This is a genomic window from Streptomyces sp. NPDC002577 (assembly GCF_053594815.1).
In genome coordinates this window covers 144,558-164,428 of record NZ_JBSFWK010000005.1, presented here as the reverse complement: position 1 = coordinate 164,428, position 19,871 = coordinate 144,558, and the positions used below count along the sequence as shown (strand labels likewise).

Here is a 19,871-nt window from a genome sequence, read left to right as displayed (position 1 = left end):
GCCCGGCCGGCTTTCCCGCCCTCACGCACGTCGTCTTTCCCCCCGCCCCTCTTGTGTGCCCAAGGAGCACCGACCATGCGTCTGACCGTCACCGCCGTCGACCCGGAGCAGGGCCAGACCGCGGACATCATGATCGAGGCCGATCCCGAGGTTCCGGTCGGCGAACTCGCCGAGGAACTGCACCGGCGGCTGCGCGGCGGTGCACCGGACGCGCAGCCGGTCCTGTTCCACGGGGCCACGCCGCTGCCCTCCGACCAGCCGGTGGGCGTCGCGGCCCTGCGGGCGGGAAGCCTGCTGGCCCTGGACGCGCCGGCACCGGAAGCCGGCCAGGAGCCGGACGGTGTCGTGGAGCTCCGGGGGGTCGCCGGTGCCGACGCCGGCGTCGTGTTCCGGCTGCCGCCCGGCGACTACGAGATCGGCGCCGGGGCCCTGTGCCGCATCCGGCTGACGGCTGACGGGCTCGCGAAGACGGCCGCCCGCCTGAAGATCCTCGCCGACGGCACCGCCACCGTGCAGGCAGTGGACCAGAAGGAGATCAGGCTCGACGACAGCGCGGTCGACGACTGGACGCCATGGCCGGTCGGCGGTGTGCTCACGGTCGGCCCGACCCTGCTGGAGCTGGCCGCCCCCTCGGTTCCCGATGCCGCCCTGCAGCCCTCGGACGACGGCGTCGGCCTGGACTACAACCGCCCGCCGCGGCTGCTGCCCCCGCCCGTGCAGAACCGGTTCAAGCTGCCCATGCCGCCCGGCAAGCCGGCCCCCCGCAAGCTGCAGCTCACCATCATCTTCACGCCGCTGCTGATGTCAGGCGTGTCCGTGCTGATCTACCACAACCCCAGATTCCTCGTCCTCGGCCTGCTGTCCCCCATCATCGCCCTGATCACGCAGCTCTCCGGCAAGCGCCGCGGCAAGGAGAGCTACGAGCAGATGCTCAAGGAGCACGAGAAGAAGAAGGCCGATCTGGAACGGGAGGTGGCCGAGGCCGTGCTCGCCGAGCAGCAGGCCCGCCGGGCGGCCTGCCCCGACCCGGCGAGTGCGCTGCTGATCGCCGCAGGCCCGCGACAGCGGCTGTGGGAACGCCGCTGGCGCGACGACGACTTCCTGCTGATGCGCGTCGGCGTGGCCGACCGGCCGGCGCTGGTGGAACTCGAGGACCCGGCCGAGCCTGAGCACCGCCGCAGGATCAACCGGACCACCCATGCGGTGCCGGTGACCGTGCCGCTGCGGCAGGCCGGCGTCATGGGGATCGCCGGGGGTGCCGCCGCCGAGCCGCTGGTGCGCTGGCTGATCGCCCAGGCCGCCGTCCTGCACAGCCCCTCCGACCTGCGGATCTGCGTACTGTCGGGCACCGGTGGCGCGGACCGCTGGTCCTGGGTGCACTGGCTGCCGCAGTGCGCGCCGCTGGGCGAGGACACGGTCAGCCTGGTCGGCACCACCGCCGAGTCGGTGGGCCGCCGCATCGCCGAACTGTCCGCCCTGATCGCCGCCCGGCACGCTTCGGGCGACCGTGCGGCGCGCGGGGGAGCGGTCGGCGAGCCCGATGTGCTGGTCGTCCTCGACGGCGCCCGCAGGCTGCGCTCGCTGCCCGGCGTCATCCAGATCCTGCGCGAGGGACCGGCCGTCGGCGTGTACGCGCTGTGCGTGGACGACGAGGCGCGGCTGCTGCCCGAGGAGTGCCAGGCCGTCGCGGTGGCCGGACCGGAGTGGCTGAGGGTCGAGCGGGCGAAGGCCGACCCGGTCGACGAGGTACGGATGGACGCGCCGGGCCGGCCCTGGTGCCTGGGCGTGGCCAGGGCGCTCGCCCCGATCCGCGACGTGGGCGACGACGCCCAGGAGAGCCTGCTGCCCGGGTCCGTCCGGCTGCTCGACGTACTCGCCCTGGAGCCGCCGGGGCCGGACGGGGTCGCCGCGGGCTGGGCGGTCGGCGGCCGCAGCACCCGCGCGATCCTGGGCGAGGGCCTGGACGGGCCGTTCTCCATCGACCTGGCGGCCGACGGCCCGCACGGCCTCATCGCGGGCACCACCGGCTCCGGCAAGTCCGAGCTGCTGCAGACCCTGGTGGCCAGCCTCGCCGTCGCCAACCGCCCGGACGAGCTCAACTTCGTCCTCATCGACTACAAGGGCGGCAGCGCGTTCGCCGAGTGCGAGGACCTGCCGCACACCGTCGGCATGGTCACCGACCTGGACACCCACCTCGTCGAACGGGCGCTGGTGTCCCTCGGCGCCGAACTGAGGCGGCGCGAGCACATCCTCGCCGAGGCCGGGGCCAAGGACATCGACGACTACATCGACAAGCGCACCCGGCGCCCCGAACTCGGGCCCATGCCCCGGCTGGTGCTCGTCATCGACGAGTTCGCCTCCATGGTCCGCGAACTGCCGGACTTCGTCTCCGGCCTGGTCAACATCGCACAGCGGGGCCGCTCGCTCGGCATCCACCTGATCCTGGCCACCCAGCGGCCGTCGGGCGCGGTGACCGCCGACATCCGGGCCAACACCAACCTGCGTATCGCACTGCGCACCACCGACATCAGCGAGAGCCGGGACATCATCGACGCCCCCGACTCCGGTCAGCTCTCGCCCCGCACACCTGGCCGGGCCTACGCACGGCTCGGGCACGCCGCGCTGCTTCCGTTCCAGACCGGCCGGATCGGCGGTCGCCGCCTTGACCAGGCAGCGTCCGACAAGGACCGCCCGGCCCCGGTGCTCACCGAACTGCACTGGGAGGAAATGGGCGACCCGCTGCCCCGCCCGGTGGCCCAGGAGCACGCTTTCCAGCCGGTGACGGACCTGTCGGTGCTGGTCGAGGCCGTGCGCGGTGCGGCCGACCAGCTCGCCGTGCCCCCCGCACGCCGACCGTGGCTGCCTCCGCTTCCCGAGTCGCTGACCCTGGACGACCTGTCACCGGCCCCCGGCGCGGAGGCGGCCGGGACCGGACGCCTCACCCCCGTGGCGTACGGCCTGATGGACGTGCCCAAGGAGCAGGCGCAGCGCGAAGTCGCCTTCGATCTCGACGAGATGGGGCACCTGCACATCATCGGCTCGCCGCGCGGCGGCCGCTCGCAGACGCTGCGCACGGTGGCCGCGGCACTGGCCGGGGCGCACAGCTGCGCCGATGTCCACATCTACGGTGTGGACTGCGGCAACGGCGCTCTCCAGGCCCTCACCGGACTGCCGCACTGCGGCGCGGTGGCGGACCGTGGCCAGGTCGAGCGGGTGGCACGACTGCTGTCCCGGCTGGTCGCAGAGGTCAGCCGGCGGCGTGCGCTGCTCGGCCGGCAGGGTGCCGCGGACCTCACCGAGCTGCGCCGGCTGCTGCCCGAGGAGGAGCGGCCCGCGCACATCGTGCTGCTGGTCGACCGGTTCGAGGCGTTCGACCGCGACTTCGCGGGCTACGACCAGGGCAGCGTGATGGACGCGATGACCCTGCTGATGCGCGAGGGCGCCAGCGTCGGGGTGCACCTGGTGCTGGCGGGCGACCGGGTGCTGAGCCAGGGCCGGTTCTCCTCCACCACCGAGGACAAGATCGTCCTGCGGCTAAACGACCGTACCGACTACTCCATGGTGGGTCTGAGCGCCCGCAACATTCCCGAGGACCTTCCCGCGGGACGCGGCGTCCAGCTCAGGGACTCCAACAACGTGCAGATCGCGCTGCTCGCCGGCGCCGACTCCAGCGGCGGCGGCCAGGCCCAGGCGCTGGGCGTGCTCGCGGAACGCACCCGCGAACGGGACGCCGAAGTGGCCGATGAACACCGGCCGTTCCGGGTGGACGTACTGCCCGACAAGCTCAGCTTCGAGGAGGCACTGGAGCGCAGGCCCCAGGGCAGCTCCCCGCTGTGGGCGATGGTGGGCGTCGGCGGCGACGAACTGGCCGCCCTGGGTACGGACATGTCGGTGGTTCCGTCCTTCGTCATCGCCGGGCCGCCGCGCTCCGGCCGCAGCACCGTACTGCTCACGATGGCCCGGTCGCTGACCGCCCTGGGCACGAAGATCGTCGTGGTGGCACCGCGCAACTCGCCCATGCGGCAGCTGGCCGGACAGCCCGGCGTCGTCGAGGTCTTCACGGACTCGGACGTCGCGGTGGCCGACTTCCGCGCCGCGCTCGGCAGGGTGGACACGCAGGCCGGGGCCATCTTCGTCGACGACGCCGAGCTGATGTTCAACTCGGAGCTCGACGGCGACTTCATCGCGCTTGCGCGCGGCAGCGCGGGCGACGGCTGGGGGCTGGTCGTGGCCGGCAACAACGAGGCGCTCGGCAGCGGGTTGTCCGGGTGGCAGGCGGTCGTCCGGCGCAACCGGTGCGGGGCGCTGCTCGCGCCGCGGATGTCCAGCGACGGTGAGCTGGTGGGGGCCCGCCTGCCGCGCGGCATGATGGGCCAGGACAGCGAGCCGGGCCGTGCCTATCTGCAGCGCGGGGACGGGCGGTTCGTCACCGTCCGGGTGCCGGAGACGACTGTCGTCTGACGGTTCGCGTCCCTGTTCGCCCCTCGGCCGCCGGCCGGGGGGCGAACAGGCGCGTGCCCCGGCTCGGCCCGGCGCCTTACCCCCTGCCGGGGTGCGGGTACGACGCGAGGGCGCCGTACGTCGTGGGTTGTGCCCACCCTCCCCCAGCCCTGCGGAACGATTTGCCCACAACGGTAGCGGCGATGGTCGCCCCCACCCGGCCGGTAGTCGCCCGCGTGCCCAAGGGGACGTGGCGGGATGTGCGCCCGCTGGGGGTACCTCCCAGGCCCTTAAGGCACTGGGGGAGGCTGGCGCAAACGTACGGCTCGCTCCAAGAACAACGGCTCGGCGCCAGACCGAGGACGTACATGCCGGCGCGGCCCCGACCCAGCCACCGGCAGGTGGCGCACAAGCCGACCACCGGCACCGGCATCGGCACGCGAAAGGGCCCCGGCCGTCCGAAGACGGCCGGGGCCCTACCAGAACGACGTGCTCGTCAGCGCGCCGCGCCGACCGCGACCGGTGCCTCCTCGCCGAAGGCGAACGTCGAGGTGATGGCGTCGAACAGGTCGTAGAGCTGCTCGGCCAGCGGAATGTTCGGGCTGAAGCACGTGACGATGAGGACGCGCTTGCTGTCGGGGACCGGGATGATGGTGTGCATCACCACCAGCTTGTAGGAGACCCCCTCGGCGACCTCGCTCTCCTCGACGCCCACCAGCCGGCCGACCTGCCCGGCTCCGGGAAGCGTCTCCGTGGTGAAGGTCCGCGTCGTGCCCTCGCCCCGCCGGTCCCCGGTCGCGGAGAACTGCTTCGCCAGAGCCTGCGCCGAGAAGTCCTCCCCGGGCGGCGGCGTCACGCTGAAGATCATGAGCCCGGCCATCAGCAGGCCGTCCTCGTACATGGTCGTGGTGCCCGCGGCATACACGGCACCGCGCCGACGGGCCCCGTCCATGATCCGCCGCGCGTTCCGGAAGGCCTGGTTGACGATGTCCCGGGTCGGCTTGTCCGGCGTCTGCTGCAGCATTTCGGCCCTGCGCTCGGCCAGTGAGTCGCCGCTCAGGTCGTACTCGATCCAGTTGTCCGGGATGCCGATCCCGAAGGTCTGCGAACCGCTGGTCATGGGGACCGCGCTCCTTAGCTAGTTCAGCCGTTGCCGTTGTCTCAGCCGTTGCCGTCTTTTTTGTCGCCGTCGAGTGACTGGCCCATCTGCGTGTCGGCGTCCGCGAACGCCTTCACGATGGCCTCGCAGGCGTCCTTGAGGTCCTTGCTGTTCCGCTTGAGCTGCGTACGCCCGTCTTTCCACTTGTCGTCGAAGTGACTGCCGGAGCGCACCATGGGCGCTCCGACATCGTTGGCGTTGAAGCCGGTCGGCTTGGTCTCGACGAGCTGGACCACCCGTCCCAGGAGCGTGCCCAGGCGCTCCACCTCGTCTCCGGGCATTTCGATCTCGGCCATGGACCCCTCCCTGAGTGCGTCATCCCACGGGCGCTTCCCGTCCCGCTCCAGGAACGCGCCAGGAGGCGAGGCGGTTCAAAGGCGTTCGCCGTGGCCTCGCCGATATCCGGGCTCTCCGGCTCTCCGGCTCTCTGCTTCTCCGGCCCACCTGCGGAATCGAAACCGAATCCAGAAATGCAGGCGGCACGCGGGGCGTTGACCAGCGCCCGCGTGCCACTGTTCCCTGAAAGCCCTAACCGCCGACGAGTCGGTCCGCGGCCGTCACGCGCCCTTGCGGATGAGCTTGCCGTCCGCTCCGACCACGAACCACTGCCCGTCCAGGCCCTGGCCGTTGACGTCACCCGGTGCGGCGTCACCGACGTAGTAGTACAGCGGCCAGTCCCCGTACCTGACCTGCACGGCACCACCGGACTTCTTGGCTTCCTTGATCAGCGACGACTTGGCGCCCTGGCCGGCGGAGGCCTTGGAGGCGCTGGTCAACGCGGGCCACACGGCGATGCACTTGGCGTCGCAGTTGCTTGTGCCGGCCTTGTCCTTGGTGAAGGCGTACAGGGTCCGGCCCTGGCCGTCGACCAGGATGGAGCCGAGACCGGAGTTCGCAACGGAGACGGCGGTGGCCTTGCCGTCGGATCCGGATCCCTTCGCCGTGCCGCCGGCGTCGTTTCCCCCGCCGCAAGCGGCCAGCCCCAGAGCCAGCAGCGGTACCGCGATCAGAGCTGTGCGTGCGCGCATTGTGGTGACCTCTCTCAGCTGTCGACAGATACGACGACGTCGTACGTCGTGAATTCCAAAGGGGGGCATCGCGGTGGTATCCCGGTGGCATCCCCGCGACCCACACGTGCCGAAGGGCCTCCGGGTTCAGTCCGCGCGCTTCTTCTTTCACCGGCCCGCGAAATCCCGGTATTGAGCGGGCCGAAATCCATTCGGCCGAACCGGCATTGAACCGGCCGGGCCATCCGCTCGTGAGTCGGGCTGCAAACGGGACAGAATCTCGGAAGGACGAAAAAGATGCGCAAGAGCAGGCTCACTCTCGCGGTGTCGGCCGCCGTTCTCGCTGCCGGTCTGGTCGCGGCGTCCCCGGCACTGGCTGACGGCGGGTCCGGTCATGGCGGCCAGATGGCCGGTATGGCCGGCATGAGCGGCACCTCCCATACCGGCAGTGGTTCCGACGACTCGGACGCCCCGCTGACCGCCGTATCGCCCAAGGAGAAGGCCGTCTCCCTGGTCGCCCGGCTCTCCGGCGACCAGGAGGTTCCCGTCCAGGGCGGTCCCGCCGTGGGCGACCCCGACGGCAACGCCGTGGCCCTGGTCAAGGTCAAGGGCGACCGCGTCACGTTCGCTTTCACCTGGAACGGCATCACCGCGCCGACCCTGGGCCACATCCACGAGGGTGCGGCGGGCGTCAACGGCGCTGTGAAGGTGCCCCTGTTCACCACCCCGATGCCGGACACCGTGCAGTCCGCCGCCGGCCAGACCGCGGTGACCGACGCCGCGCTCGCCGAGCAGCTCCGCACCGACCCCACCAAGTTCTATGTGAACCTGCACACCAAGGAGTTCCCCGGCGGCGCCGTGCGCGGTCAGCTGCGGCCGCTCGCCAAGGCCATCAACCCGCTCAGCATCATCCGGGGCGGCAAGCTGCGGGCCCTCGCGGACGGAGGCCAGGAGGTGCCGACCGGTGACCCGAAGCGGGTCGGCGACCCGGACGGGCACAGCATCACGTTCCTGTACCCGGAGAACGGCCGGGTCGGCTACTCCCTGGCGTGGGTGAACATTGGCGCCCCGCTGGCCGGCCACATCCACCAGGGCACGCTGGGCCACAACGGCGATGTGAAGATCCCGCTGTTCGTCTCCGCCGTCCCGAAGAACATCTTCGCGATCTCCGGCACCGTCAGCGTCGCGGACCAGTCGGTGGTCTCGCAGATCAAGAGGAACCCGACCGGCTTCTACTCCAACCTGCACACCGAGGAGTTCCCCGACGGAGCCGTGCGCGGCCAGCTGTTCCGCTGACCGTCCGCGGCGGCGCCGCGATCTTCACGACTGTGCCGGCCGCGTGGCTCGGATGACGAGCCCGCGGCCGGCACTCAACAGCAAAGTGGCACATGGGTAAGTAAACGGTCGAGAATCCGTCATGGTTCAAAAGCGAACTTGAATGGTCTGGACATTACTGGGACGCTGCTCCCGTGTGGATCCGACGCTTCCGCTCAAGAGCCCGCCTGGCACGGGTCGTTCTGCCCGTCACCCTCGGTGTGTCCGTGGTCCTGGGAGTGGGGATCTTCACGGTCGACGGTACGACCACGGCGCTGGCGGCGCCCGCGTCCGACCGGTACGTCGGCATCGCCTCGGTCGCCCGTGTCGTGTCGCCGGCCGCCGGTCCTGACGCCTCCACCGGGACGTTCACCGAGGACTGCGGCCGTAACGAGAACGGGCACCGCAACGCCGACAACCTCGTCATCTCGCCAGGTGTGACGGGCTCGGCCCACCACACGCACGACTACGTGGGCAACGTGTCGACCAACGCCCTGTCGAGCAACGAGAGCCTGGCCGAGGCCCCGACCACGTGTGTGGGCGGCGATCGCTCCACCTACTACTGGCCGGTGGTGCGGCGGCTGGACAGGACCGGGACGGACGCCCACGCCGTGGGCGGCGGAATGGACGGCAACAGCGGCGAGATCCTCACGCCGTCATCGCTCCGGATCGAGTTCCGCGGCAACCCGGTGAGCAAGGTGGTCGCCATGCCCCGGTTCCTGAGGCTCGTCACCGGAGACGCGGTGGCCGTGATCACGGGAGATGCCCGGGTGCGCGCCCAGTGGGGCTGCACCGGCTACCCGGACCGCTTCACGACGAAGTACACGCTGTGCCCGCAGGGCAGCGGACCCACCCGTACGCTCGACTTCCCGAGCTGCTGGAACGGTCTGGCGACCGACAGTCCCGACCACCGCACCCACGTGGTGTTCCCCGCGGCCGGCGGCGTCTGCCCGCACGCCACGTTCCCCGTGCCCCAACTGCGCATCACCATCGCGTACAAGCTTCCGTACGGCACGCGCTACGCCGTCGACTCGTTCCCCGAGCAGAAGCGCGACCCGAAGACCGACCACTCCATGTTCATCAACGTGATGACGGACCGTCAGATGGCGGAGCTGGTGCGGTGCGTCAACGAAGGCCGCCACTGCCGGCCTGAGTGACGCGAATCACATTGAACCGAGAGCGGCCGCTGCTCGTGTTCAGCGCGTCAGCTCAGGAGAGGACGGGAGTAAGTGGATGGCGGCGCTGTGGTCCCGCGCTCGGGAGAAGCAGAGAACAAGCGACGAGGTACTGATCCGTTCCTTGTACGAGGAACACGGCAGAGCCCTCCTCGCATACGCGCAGCGGCTGACCGGTGACCACGCCGCCGCGGAGGACGTGGTCCAGGAGACGCTGATCCGGGCCTGGAAGCATCCGGACGCGCTGGTGAACGGCAAGGGTTCCGTGCGCGGTTGGCTGCTCACCGTGGCCCGCAACATCATCACGGACCGGTACCGGGCCAAGGCCGCGCGTCCGACCGAGGTCGCCGAGTCCGTGGGCAGCACACCGGTGGAGCAGGACCACGCGGACGCCGTGGTGAACTCGATGCTCGTCATGGAGGCCCTCGACCGGCTGTCGCCGGACCACCGGGACGTCCTGAACGAGATCTACTTCCAGGGCAGGAGTGTCGCCGAGGCCGCGCAGAGTCTCGGGATACCGCCCGGGACCGTGAAATCGCGGTCACACTATGCCCTGAAGCAATTGCGGGACATGTACAGAGACAAACCGAAGACAGCGAAGCTCGTCGCATTGAAGGAGGTGGCCGTATGAGCATTCAGCAGCATGACAGCGCACTGCTCGGCGCCTACGTCCTCGGCGCGCTGGACGATCAGGAGGTGCGGGCCGTCGAGGAACATGTGGCGGCGTGCGAGAGATGCCGCGAAGAACTGGACGGATTGCGGGAGATGGAAGCGGCCCTTGGTGAGGTGCCGCCGGAGGCGTTCCTCGACGGTCCGCCGGAGGGCGGCGATCTGCTGCTGCAGCGCACGCTCCGGCGGGTGCGCAGCGAGCGTGACGGTGTGGAGCGCCGGCGGCGGACGGTCCTGGTCGCGGTCGCCGCGGTCGCGGCTGCGGCCGTGCTGGGCGGTGGCGTGGTGATCGGCCGGGGCATCGGCGGAGAGACGGCGCAGGTCGCGGACCCGCCGGCGACCTCGACCTCGGCTCCGGTCACTCCGGTCCCCGGCGAGAAGGTGGCCTCGGGCACCAACCCCGCGACGGGCACCGAGATGACGGTGCGGGTCACCCCGGCCGCCCAGTGGGTCCGGGTCAACGCCTCGGTCAAGGGAATCCCGGCGGGTGAGCGGTGCCGCCTGATCGTGGTGTCCTCCGACGGCAGCCGCGAGGTGGCCGGCAGCTGGCTCGTCGCGAACGAGGAGAAGGGCGCCAACCTCGACGGATCGGCGGCCGTGCCGGTCGACAAGGTGTCCCAGGTCGTGGTGCAGAACGACAAGGGCAAGGAGTACGTGGCCCTGAAGATCTGACAACGCCGGGATCCCGACGCGGATCCCGGCGGACGGCTCCACCGGCCGGGCTCGGCCGCACACACAGGGGATGTGCGGCCGGGCCTTTGTCATGTGTGGCGGCCGCGGCCGCCGTGCACCGTTCCGAGCGGTCCTGCACAGTCCCCCACGCCACACAAAAAACTTCTGAACCATCCTGCCCTCGCGTACGTGTGCCAGGTGCCAGAGCCCACGAGGCCCCCCACATCCGTGCGGCTCCGAAGAGCGCCAAGCGCTGTTGTCGCGAAGCGAAGGATGAATTGTCATGTCTGATTCATCATCTTTTCCCCCGCCCCTGGCTGACGCCGAGGGAACCCGTCTGCCGCTGACCGCTGCCCAGGTCGGCATCTGGTCGGGCCAGCAAATGGAGGCCGGTAACCCTGCCTACACCGTCGCCGGTTACGTCGAGATCCACGGACCGGTCGATCCACTCGTATTCGAAAGGGCTCTGCGCCGGACCGTCGCCGAGACCGAGGCCCTGCACATCCGGTTCGCCGAGGAGGGCGGCGACCCCTGTCAGTACCTGGGGCGGCCCTCCGAAGACCGCCCGATGATTTTCGTCGACGTCGGTGACGAGGACGACCCGATGGCGGCGGCGGAAGCATGGATGGCCGCGGAGGCGGCGCGGCCGATGGACCCGTTACAGGGGCCCCTCTTCACCGAAGCCCTGCTGCGCGTGACCCCCGAGCTGTTCCTGTGGTTCCAGCGCTGCCACCACCTGGTGATGGACGGCTTCGGCGTCCAGCTCATCGCCCGGCGGGTGGCCGAGCTCTACACGGCCGCGGTGGGCGATGCCCCCGCCCCGCCCGCCGCCTTCGGCTCCTTGCTCCGCTGCCACGCCGAGGAGTCGGCGTACCGTGCGTCGGAGCGTTTCGCCGAGGACCTGCGCCACTGGACCGGGCGGCTGGCCGACTGGCCCGAGGCGGCCGGCCTCGCCGGACGGCAGGCGCCGGCCTCGCACAGCACGCTGCGCCGCACCGCCCACCTGGCGGCCCCGGAGATCGAAGGGCTGGGGGCCGCGGCCGCTCGCGCCGGGACGACCTGGCCCGCCGTCGTGGCCGCCGTGACGGCCGCGTACCTGCACCGCCTGACAGGGGCGGAGGAGGTGACGCTCGGCTTCCCGACGGCGGGTCGCTGGGGGCGGACAGCGAAGCGCACCCCCGGGATGATGACCTCCCAGCTGCCGCTGCGGCTGCCGGTCTCCCCGGAGCTGCCGTTCGACGAACTCGTCCGGCGGGCGGGCCAGGAGATCCGGTCGGCGTTGCGTCACCAGCGCTGCCCGGTCGAGGAACTGCGCGGCGCCCCGGGGGCGCCCGGCGGAGGCCGGCTCTTCGCCACCTCGCTCAACATCCTGCCGTTCCACGGCGAGCTGTTCTTCGGACCGCACCAGGCCGTGCTCCATACCCTGGTGAGCGGGCCGGTGGACGATCTCGCCATCACCTTCCACGGCTGGAGCAGAGACGGCCGACTGCGCGTGGACCTCGAGGCGAATCCCGCTCTCCACACCCCCGATGAACTCACCTTCCATCAGGAGCGTTTCGTCCGGCTGCTGTCGGACATCCGCACCGACGGCGGCCTGCGCGTCGGCGATCTGGACGTGCTCCGCCCCGCCGAACGCCGTCAGCTGCTGCGGGAGTGGAACGCCACCTGGCATCCCGTGCCGCCGGGCACCGCGGGCGAGTCGATCCAGGACCGGGCCGCACGGACCCCGGACGCGACCGCGGTCGTGTGCGGGGACAGCGCCGTGACCTACGCCGAGCTCAACGCGCGCGCCAACCGGCTGGCCCGGCTGCTGATCAGCCGCGGAGCAGGCCCCGGCACGGTGGTGGGACTCGCACTGCCCCGGTCACCGGACCTCATGGTGGCCCTGCTGGCCGTTCTCAAGTCCGGCGCCGCCTACCTGCCGCTCGACCCCGGCCACCCGCCCGCCCGCAACGAGTTCGTCGCCCGGGACGCGGAGCCGGCGCTGTGCGTCACCACGCAGGCCCTCGACGACCGGCTCCCCGAACAGCTGTGGCCGCGCGTCGTGCTGGACGCGCCCGAGACCGTCCGCCTCCTCGGGGAGCACGCGGACACCGACCCGGCGGACGTCGACCGCATCCGGCCGCTGACGGCCGAGCACCCCGCCTACCTGATCTACACCTCCGGCTCGACCGGTACCCCCAAGGGCGTCGAGGTCACCCACGCCGGACTGGTCAACCTGTTGTCCTGGGCGTGCGCGGAACTCCCCCTCGGCCCTGAGGACCGGGTGCTCGCGACGACGACGCTGGGTTTCGACATCGCGGCTCTGGAGCTCTTCGCGCCGCTCGTCGCGGGTGGCGCCGTAATCATGGTGGAACGGCACGTCGTGCAGGACCCGTTCGCGTTGTGCGGTGTCATCCGCTCCAGCGGCGCGACGGTCGCGCAGGGCACCCCGACGCTCTGGGCGAGCGTGGTGGCCGAGGACCCCGAATGCCTGGCGGGCGTCCGGCTGCTGTGCGGGGGAGAAGCGCTCACCGCGGGCCTGGCCTCCTTGCTGAAACGTCACGCCCGTCAGGTGGTCAACCTCTACGGGCCCACGGAGACCACCATCTGGTCCACGGTGTCCGTCCTGACCGGGGAGGGCGCCCACGACGACCGGAGCGGTCCTCCGCCCATCGGCCGCCCTCTGTGGAACACCCGGGTCTACGTGCTGGACGGCGACCGGCGGCTGCTGCCGGTGGGCGCCGTCGGCGAGCTCCACATCGGCGGGGCCGGGGTGGCCCGGGGGTACTGGAGACGCCCGGAACTGACGACCGAGCGGTTCGTGCCCGATCCCTTCGGGCCGCCCGGCGGACGGCTGTACCGGACCGGTGATCTGGTGCGCTGGCTGCCCAGCGGCGAACTGGAGTTCATCGGCCGAGCCGACCTGCAGCTGAAGATCCGCGGCCACCGGGTGGAGCTCGGCGAGATCGAGTCCGCGCTCCTCAGCCGTCCCGAGGTGGCCGCGGCGGCGGTGACCGGCATGGCCGACGGAATCGGAGGCACCCGGCTGGTCGCCTATGTCGTCACCTCCGACGGCAGTGCTCCCGATCCGGTGCGGCTGCGAGGACATCTCGCCGAGACGCTGCCCGACGCGATGCTGCCGGACGTCTTCGTCGCCCTAGACCGGCTGCCCACCACCCCCAGCGGCAAGACCGACCGCCGGGCCCTGCCCGCCCCCGCACCGGCCGCCGTGGCCGCGGGCCGGGCGCCCCGCACCCAGCGGGAGGTGGTCCTGTGCGCGCTCTTCGCCGAACTCCTCGACGTCACCTGGGTGGGCACGGACCAGAGCTTCTTCGATCTGGGCGGGCACTCCCTGCTGGCCGCCCGACTGACGTCCCGCATCCGCTCGGTGTTCGGCGTCGCGCTTGACGTCCGTACGGTCTTCGAGACACCCACCCCCGCCGGGCTCGCCGCGCGGCTCGACAGCGCAGACGCCGACGGAGCGGGCGAAGCGGACGCGGCCGGGGGCAGCTCCCTGGACGTGCTGCTGCCGCTGCGGGGCCAAGGGGAGGGGCCACCCCTGTTCGTCGTCCATCCGGCGAGCGGGCTGAGCTGGTGCTACTCGACCATGCTGCGTCACATACCCCCCGACCGGCCCGTCCACGGACTCCAGTCCCGGGGTCTCACCCTGCCCGAGCCGCCTGCCGTGTCCGTGGCGGAGATGGCCAGGGACTACGCCGAGCAGATCCGCAAGGCGCAGCCCGAGGGCCCCTACCAGCTGCTGGGCTGGTCCATCGGCGGCGGCATCGCCCACGCCGTCGCCACCGAACTCCAGGCCATGGGCGAGCAGATCGCCCTGCTGGCGCTGCTCGACGCCCACCCGGCGGACCCGGAGCTGCACGGCTGGGCGGACCGCCAGGTCGTGGAGGTCGTCCTCGGGGACTTCGGCTACGACCCGGCGATCCTGGACGGCGAACCGCTGGACCAGGACCGGATCCTGGAGCTCGTACGCGGTGCGGGCGGCGCGCTGTCCGATTGGTCCGACGAACGGATCGCGGCCGTCATCCGCGTCACCGGCAACAACATGACCGCCTACCAGGCCTGGGAGCCGCGCCCCTTCCACGGAGACGTGCACTTCTTCACCGCCACCGGCACCGAGCGCGAGCCCGGACAGCACGCGGCGGCCTGGCAGCGTCACGTCCGGGGCCGGATCGAGAACCACGAGATCCCCTGCCGGCACGAGCTGATGATGCGCCCGGAGAACGTGGCCGGGATCGGCCGGAATCTCGCCGGCCTGCTCGAGACCGCCGAGCCCGACCGGAGGAGCCGGTGACCACGAACCGGACGGAGTTCGCCATCGCCGCGGACGACCTCGTCAAGACCTATCCAGGTGGCGTCCAGGCACTGGACGGGCTCTCGCTCGCCGTGCAACCCGGCGAGATCTTCGGACTCCTCGGCCCCAACGGCGCCGGGAAGTCCACCACCATGAAGATCCTCACGACCCTGGCCCGCCCCGACTCGGGCGCGGCCCACGTCGCCGGCCATGACGTGCTGCTCCACCCCGAGCGCGTCCGCCGCGCGATCGGCGTCGTGGCCCAGCGCTCCGGCGCGGATCCGGTGGCCACCGGACGGGACAACCTCGTCCTCCAGGCGAGGCTGTACGGCCTGCGCGGCAGCGCCCTCAGGCGCCGCGTCGACACCCTGCTCGAGCGATTCGGCCTGACCGGTGCCGCCGGGCGGCCCGTACGCACCTACTCCGGCGGCATGCAGCGCCGCCTCGACATCGCGCTGAGCCTCGTGCACACCCCCGACGTGCTGTTCCTGGACGAGCCGACGACCGGTCTCGACCCGCAGGCGCGTACCGCGATGTGGGTCGCGATCGAGCAGCTCGCGGCCGAGGAGGGCATGGCCGTCCTGCTCACCACCCACCATCTGGAGGAGGCGGACCGGCTCACGGCCCGGCTGGCCATCGTGGACCGGGGCCGGATCGTCGTCAGCGGCGACGCGGACGAACTCAAGGGCGCGCTGCGCGGGGACACCGTGTACATCGGCCTCGACGGGGGCCCCGGCCTGCCGGACGCGGATCTCGTGTGCAAGGTGCTCGGGACGGTGCCGGGGCTGCGGGAGATCTCCGTCTCCGGCAACCAGGTCGGCGCACGCGCCGACGACGGGGCGGCCACCCTGCCACGCGCCCTGACGGCGCTGGACCGGATCGGCCTGCGGGCCGCCACCGTGGCTGTCAGCCGTCCGTCGCTGGACGACGTGTACCTCCACCACACCGGCCACCGTCTGCCCCTCTCCGGGAGCCTGTCGGGGGGTGAGCAAGAATGACCGCCTTCGCCCTGCAGAGCTGGTGGCTGGCGCAGCGCCGGATCGAGGTGATGCTGCGTCAGCCCGGGTACCTGCTGGTCGCGCTGATCCAGCCGGTGATCTGGCTGTTCGGCTTCGGCAGCCTCTTCAGGCGAGTCGTCGAGCTGCCGGGATTCGGCACCTCCTCGTACCTCGACTACCTGGTGCCCGGCGTAGTGGTGATGAGCGCCCTGTCCACCACCATGTGGTCAGGACTGAACATCCTGGAGGAGATGGAACGCGGCACGCTCAACCGGTTCCTCGTGGCCCCGATCCGCCGGAGCGCCATCGTCAGCGGCGTCTTCACCGAGCAGGCGCTCAGTACGGCGCTCCAGTCGCTCCTCATCGTGCTGCTGGGCTGGGCGGGCGGTGCCCGCTACCCGGGAGGACTCGGCGGCGTGGCGGTCCTGACCGCCGCGGCGGTGCTGCTCGGTGTCATGGTCAGCGCGCTGTCCACCGCCCTCGGGCTGATGGTCCGCCAGCGCGAGACCCTCATCGCGTTGAACACCTTTCTGCTGCTGCCGCTCACCTTTCTGTCGTCCGCCTTCATGGCCCGTGACCTGATGCCCCCGTGGATCGGCCGGGCGGCGGCGCTCAACCCGGTGAACTGGGCCCTCGACGCCGGGCGCGCGGCGCTCGGCGACCGCCCCGACTGGTGGACGCAGGTCCTGGTCCCCGGCGGCCGGCTCTTCGTGCTCACCGGGCTCGCGGTCGGCCTGTCCCTGCGGACGTTCCGCTCCTACCAGAAGTCGGTCTGACAGGACTTCTCTCTCCAACCAGAAGCCGGTCTGACACGTCGGCCTGAAAGGCCTGTCCCGGCTGATCCCTACCCGTATGAATCGTGAGGTCGAACCATGAGCACTCGTGGAGCCGTCCGCCCGGATCCGGGCGGTGGACAGTACATCGATCCCGCCTGCTCCCGACACATCCCGGTCACCGTCCTGCTCGACTCCGACTCGCTTCCCCTGCGCCGCACCGAGGACGGGGTGCTGGTGGCCACTTCTCGGGAGAGCCCCGACGCGTCGCTGCTGGGCGAGTGGTTTCCCGGTGAGCGGCTGCTCTTCGAACGAGCCGAGCGCCACACCGTTCAGAACCTGATCATCGAGCTGCGCGAGGAGGACGTCGCCGACGAGATGGCGAACGCGTTCACCCGCAGCCATCCGGCGTTCGCCGCCCGGACCGGGATCCGGCCGTGGCAGAAGGCGGCGGCGTGCGCGATCGCCGCCGGAGCAGTCGCACTGCTTGCCGGAGGCGGGGCGGCTCTCCTGCTGCTCCTCCTCGGTGCCGTTCTCGCCTCCGGATTCCTGTTCAAGGTGGCGCTGGGCCTGGCATCGGCCCGGAGAACACCGGCACAGGCGACGGCCCCGCAGCCCGCCGACAGCGAGCTGCCCGGCTATACGGTGCTCATCCCCGCCTACCACGAGGCCGCGGTGATCGGTGACACCGTGCGCTGCATCGCCGGCCTGGACTACCCCGAGGACAAGCTGGAGGTGCTGGTCCTGGTCGAGCGCCCGGACGAGGCGACCGCACGCGCCGTCCGTGAGGTCGATCCACCTGATTTCGTTCGTATCGTTCCCGTTCCTCCGGGACTCCCGCAGACCAAGCCCCGCACCTGCAACCTCGGGCTGATGGCGGCCCGCGGCGAGCTGCTGGTGATCTTCGACGCGGAGGACCGCCCGGAGCGCGACCAACTGCGCAAGATCGCGGCGAAGTTCGCGGCGGCGGACGACAAACTGGCCTGCATCCAGGCCAAGCTGAACTTCTACAACGCGCGTCGTAACCCGCTGACCCGGCTGTTCAGCCTGGAGTTCGCCTTCTGGTTCGACCTGATGCTCGCCGGTCTGGCACGGCTGCGACTGCCTGTGCCGCTGGGCGGAACGAGCAACCACTTCCGGACGGACGTCCTGAGGTCGCTGGGCGGCTGGGACGCGTGGAACGTCACGGAGGACGCGGACCTCGGCCTCCGCCTCGCCTCCATGGGCTACCGCGTCGAGGTGGCCGACTCCACAACCTGGGAGGAGTGCCCATCGCGGCCCTGGGCGTGGATCAGGCAGCGCACCCGCTGGCTCATGGGCTACATGCTCACCGTGCTCGTGCACACCCGCCAGCCGGTCGCCGCGGTCAAGCGGTTCGGCTTGGCCGGCATGGTGTCGCTGTACGGTCTCGTGTGGCTGACGCCGGTCGTCTCCATGCTCTGGCCCCTGGCCTTCGTCCTGCCGTTCGTGCCGGAGGTGCCGTTTCAGGCGGGCGGGGTCACCGTGGATGCCGCCGCCGTCGTCGGCTCGATGATGTGGATCACCGCCGGCCTGATGGCCGTCTCGGTGAGCGTGGCGGCACGCCGGAGGCGCCTGGGCTGGGCCATGGCCGTCTGCTTCCCCCTCTACTGGCTTCTGCACGCCTTCGCGGGCTGGCGGGGTCTGCTGCAGCTCGTCAGGGACCCGTACAGGTGGGAGAAGACGAGCCACGGGCCGTCCGCCGCCGACCCCGCGGACCGCGCCGATCCCGTCGAGCCGGAGGACGAGCACGGCCGGCTCCGGCCCTCGGGCGCACACGGGCGGGGATGACCTCGCCGGTACCCCTGCCGACGGTGCATGCCGCGCTACCGCACCCCGCGCGGTATGCGCCGTTCGGCGTCCGCCTGCTCGTTGCGCTGTCCAGGGCTGTCACCGTCTCAGCGGCCTCAGGCGGCGGTGCCCGGGGACGTGCCCGTCCCGGCGGGGCGGGCCTTCGGCGTCGCGCGGTGGCGGCCACGCATGAGGCGTACGCGGGTCGTGGGCCGGTCCGTCTCGTACGGTGCCCGCTCGGTCGCCCTGGTCCGGGCGAAGGCGAGGGCGAGTTCGGCGGCGCGGACCACCGCGTTGCCTTCCGCCCGTACGGCCTGGCCGAGTTCGCGCGCCGCCTGGATCATCCGGGGGTCGTGCAGGCGCCACATCGCGGAGCGCAGGCGGTCCGTGTCGAGGCGGTGCAGCGGCACGTGCACGCCCACGCCCTGGCGCTGGACGAGCTCGCCCCACATCGGCTGGTCGAGCATCCCGGAGGCCACCAGCGCGGGCACGCCCGCCCGGATCACCGACCCGGTGGTGCCCGATCCGCCGTGGTGCACCGCGAAGCGGCAACGGGGGAGCAGCGCCGTGAGGTCCGCGCTCTCCACCACCCGGATCCGGGACGGGTCGCTGACCGCGTCCGCGGGCAGCCCGGCCCAGCCGGCGGTCACCACGGCGCGCAGCCCCATGTCCCCGGTTGCGCGCTCGATCATCGCCATCATCGCTGCCGGATCGGCGACGGGCATGCTGCCGAAGCCGAAGTAGGCGGGGGCGTCGCCCTCTTCGAGCCAGCTCTCCAGATCCGCGTCCAGGCCGTGCTCGGCGGCCAGCGCCCGGTCCTCGCCCTCCAGTTCAAGCCAGCCGGCGAACGGGCGGTGAGCGGGCCACTTGATGCCGGGCACCAGGAGCGAGCTGTAGCCCTGGATCTCGAGCGCGCCGAGCATGCGGGCGCGCAGCGGGGTCGAGAGCTCCGTCGGCGTCAGCCCGAAGGCCTGCCGCAGCCGGTTGATGCCCTCGCTGCGCATCTCCCACGAGGCGTGCTCGTAGTCGGTGTGGGTCTTCCAGTTGGCGCCCGGGATCGTGGACGGCTTGCTGGTCACGAACGGGTTCGGCACCACGTGGTTCGGCCGTACCGGGAAGAGCTGCAGCAGGGCCAGCGGGATCTTCCGGGCCTCGGCGATCACCGTCGCCATGTCCTCGGTCAGCGAACCGGAGACGATGAGGTCGGCGCCCTCACACACCTGGTACAGGGTCCGGGCGATGTCGGCCGCGTGGGCCGCCATCACCGTACGCAGCCCGGCGAGGAACTCCTCGCTGTCGCTGGATGTGACCCAACTCCGGTCCGGTGACGGCGAACCGAGGAATTCACGCCAGTTCACCGGCAGGGGCTCCAGCGGCAGCCCGGCGGCGCGCACCATGTCGGCGAATCCGGTCGGGACCGCGAGCACGGGCTTGTGCCCGCGCCGTACGAACTCCCGGCCCAGGGCGACGAGCGGCTGGACGTCGCCGCGAGTGCCGTGGGTCATCAAGACGATGCGCAGAGCCTTCATGTTCCAGCCACCTTTCGTACGTGTGAATGTGA

At 71.4% G+C, this 19,871-nt stretch carries 13 protein-coding genes; 9 read left to right on the top strand and 4 right to left on the bottom strand.

Annotated features, from left to right (window positions below; translation table 11 throughout):
* Positions 1–75 precede the first annotated feature (75 nt).
* Positions 76–4,461, top strand: coding sequence for an FtsK/SpoIIIE domain-containing protein (locus ACWD4J_RS10025; RefSeq protein ID WP_451394844.1), 4,386 nt, complete (start codon positions 76–78; stop codon positions 4,459–4,461).
* Between the two features lie 475 nt (positions 4,462–4,936).
* Here ACWD4J_RS10025 and ACWD4J_RS10020 read toward each other — a convergent pair whose 3' ends face one another.
* From ACWD4J_RS10020 to ACWD4J_RS10010, 3 genes are all read right to left on the bottom strand, one after another.
* A complete protein-coding gene (locus ACWD4J_RS10020) occupies positions 4,937–5,560 on the bottom strand; it encodes a hypothetical protein (protein ID WP_451394843.1) in 624 nt (207 codons plus the stop codon).
* Between the two features lie 41 nt (positions 5,561–5,601).
* Positions 5,602–5,895 carry a hypothetical protein gene (locus ACWD4J_RS10015; protein ID WP_451394842.1) on the bottom strand — a complete coding sequence of 98 codons (294 nt, stop codon included), beginning with the start codon at positions 5,893–5,895 and terminating at the stop codon, positions 5,602–5,604.
* Between the two features lie 261 nt (positions 5,896–6,156).
* The gene (locus tag ACWD4J_RS10010; RefSeq protein WP_451394841.1) at positions 6,157–6,627 is read right to left on the bottom strand and encodes a COG4315 family predicted lipoprotein; all 471 of its coding nucleotides are present in this window, start codon (positions 6,625–6,627) and stop codon (positions 6,157–6,159) included.
* Positions 6,628–6,903: 276 nt separating this feature from the next.
* Between ACWD4J_RS10010 and ACWD4J_RS10005 the strand changes: the two genes are divergently transcribed.
* The 8 genes from ACWD4J_RS10005 (at position 6,904) to ACWD4J_RS09970 (ending at position 18,310) form a co-directional block, all read left to right on the top strand.
* Positions 6,904–7,902, top strand: a complete 999-nt coding sequence (locus ACWD4J_RS10005; protein WP_451394840.1) for a CHRD domain-containing protein — start codon at positions 6,904–6,906, stop codon at positions 7,900–7,902.
* A gap of 239 nt (positions 7,903–8,141) precedes the next feature.
* Positions 8,142–9,077, top strand: coding sequence for a DUF1996 domain-containing protein (locus tag ACWD4J_RS10000; RefSeq protein ID WP_451394839.1), 936 nt, complete (start codon positions 8,142–8,144; stop codon positions 9,075–9,077).
* Between the two features lie 76 nt (positions 9,078–9,153).
* The gene (locus tag ACWD4J_RS09995; protein WP_451394838.1) at positions 9,154–9,726 is read left to right on the top strand and encodes a sigma-70 family RNA polymerase sigma factor; all 573 of its coding nucleotides are present in this window, start codon (positions 9,154–9,156) and stop codon (positions 9,724–9,726) included.
* Positions 9,723–10,436 (top strand): zf-HC2 domain-containing protein, encoded by a 714-nt coding sequence (locus ACWD4J_RS09990; RefSeq protein WP_451394837.1) that lies wholly within the window; start codon positions 9,723–9,725, stop codon positions 10,434–10,436. The genes ACWD4J_RS09995 and ACWD4J_RS09990 overlap by 4 nt, the downstream gene beginning before the upstream one ends.
* Positions 10,437–10,719: 283 nt before the next feature.
* Positions 10,720–14,730: an amino acid adenylation domain-containing protein gene (locus tag ACWD4J_RS09985; RefSeq protein WP_451394836.1), complete on the top strand. Its 4,011-nt coding sequence runs from the start codon at positions 10,720–10,722 to the stop codon at positions 14,728–14,730.
* Entirely contained in the window at positions 14,727–15,728 is a 1,002-nt protein-coding gene (locus tag ACWD4J_RS09980) for an ATP-binding cassette domain-containing protein (RefSeq protein ID WP_451394835.1), read from the top strand. Before ACWD4J_RS09985 ends, ACWD4J_RS09980 begins: the two co-directional genes overlap by 4 nt.
* Positions 15,725–16,504 carry an ABC transporter permease gene (locus ACWD4J_RS09975; RefSeq protein ID WP_451394834.1) on the top strand — a complete coding sequence of 260 codons (780 nt, stop codon included), beginning with the start codon at positions 15,725–15,727 and terminating at the stop codon, positions 16,502–16,504. Before ACWD4J_RS09980 ends, ACWD4J_RS09975 begins: the two co-directional genes overlap by 4 nt.
* Before the next feature lie 96 nt (positions 16,505–16,600).
* Positions 16,601–18,310, top strand: coding sequence for a glycosyltransferase (locus ACWD4J_RS09970; protein ID WP_451394833.1), 1,710 nt, complete (start codon positions 16,601–16,603; stop codon positions 18,308–18,310).
* Positions 18,311–18,426: 116 nt separating this feature from the next.
* On the opposite strand, the gene ACWD4J_RS09965 is transcribed toward ACWD4J_RS09970, so the two are convergent.
* Positions 18,427–19,839, bottom strand: a complete 1,413-nt coding sequence (locus ACWD4J_RS09965) for a glycosyltransferase (RefSeq protein WP_451394832.1) — start codon at positions 19,837–19,839, stop codon at positions 18,427–18,429.
* Positions 19,840–19,871 lie beyond the last annotated feature (32 nt).

Excerpts from the sequence above, each read along its gene's own strand:
- ACWD4J_RS09995 (WP_451394838.1), top strand. The coding sequence starts at position 9,154 with ATGGCGGCGCTGTGGTCCCGCGCTCGGGAGAAGCAGAGAACAAGCGAC.
- ACWD4J_RS09970 (WP_451394833.1), top strand. The coding sequence starts at position 16,601 with ATGAGCACTCGTGGAGCCGTCCGCCCGGATCCGGGCGGTGGACAGTAC.
- ACWD4J_RS10005 (WP_451394840.1), top strand. The coding sequence starts at position 6,904 with ATGCGCAAGAGCAGGCTCACTCTCGCGGTGTCGGCCGCCGTTCTCGCT.
- ACWD4J_RS10025 (WP_451394844.1), top strand. The coding sequence starts at position 76 with ATGCGTCTGACCGTCACCGCCGTCGACCCGGAGCAGGGCCAGACCGCG.
- ACWD4J_RS09965 (WP_451394832.1), bottom strand. The coding sequence starts at position 19,839 with ATGAAGGCTCTGCGCATCGTCTTGATGACCCACGGCACTCGCGGCGAC.
- ACWD4J_RS10020 (WP_451394843.1), bottom strand. The coding sequence starts at position 5,560 with ATGACCAGCGGTTCGCAGACCTTCGGGATCGGCATCCCGGACAACTGG.
- ACWD4J_RS10010 (WP_451394841.1), bottom strand. The coding sequence starts at position 6,627 with ATGCGCGCACGCACAGCTCTGATCGCGGTACCGCTGCTGGCTCTGGGG.
- ACWD4J_RS09975 (WP_451394834.1), top strand. The coding sequence starts at position 15,725 with ATGACCGCCTTCGCCCTGCAGAGCTGGTGGCTGGCGCAGCGCCGGATC.
- ACWD4J_RS10015 (WP_451394842.1), bottom strand. The coding sequence starts at position 5,895 with ATGGCCGAGATCGAAATGCCCGGAGACGAGGTGGAGCGCCTGGGCACG.
- ACWD4J_RS09990 (WP_451394837.1), top strand. The coding sequence starts at position 9,723 with ATGAGCATTCAGCAGCATGACAGCGCACTGCTCGGCGCCTACGTCCTC.
- ACWD4J_RS09985 (WP_451394836.1), top strand. The coding sequence starts at position 10,720 with ATGTCTGATTCATCATCTTTTCCCCCGCCCCTGGCTGACGCCGAGGGA.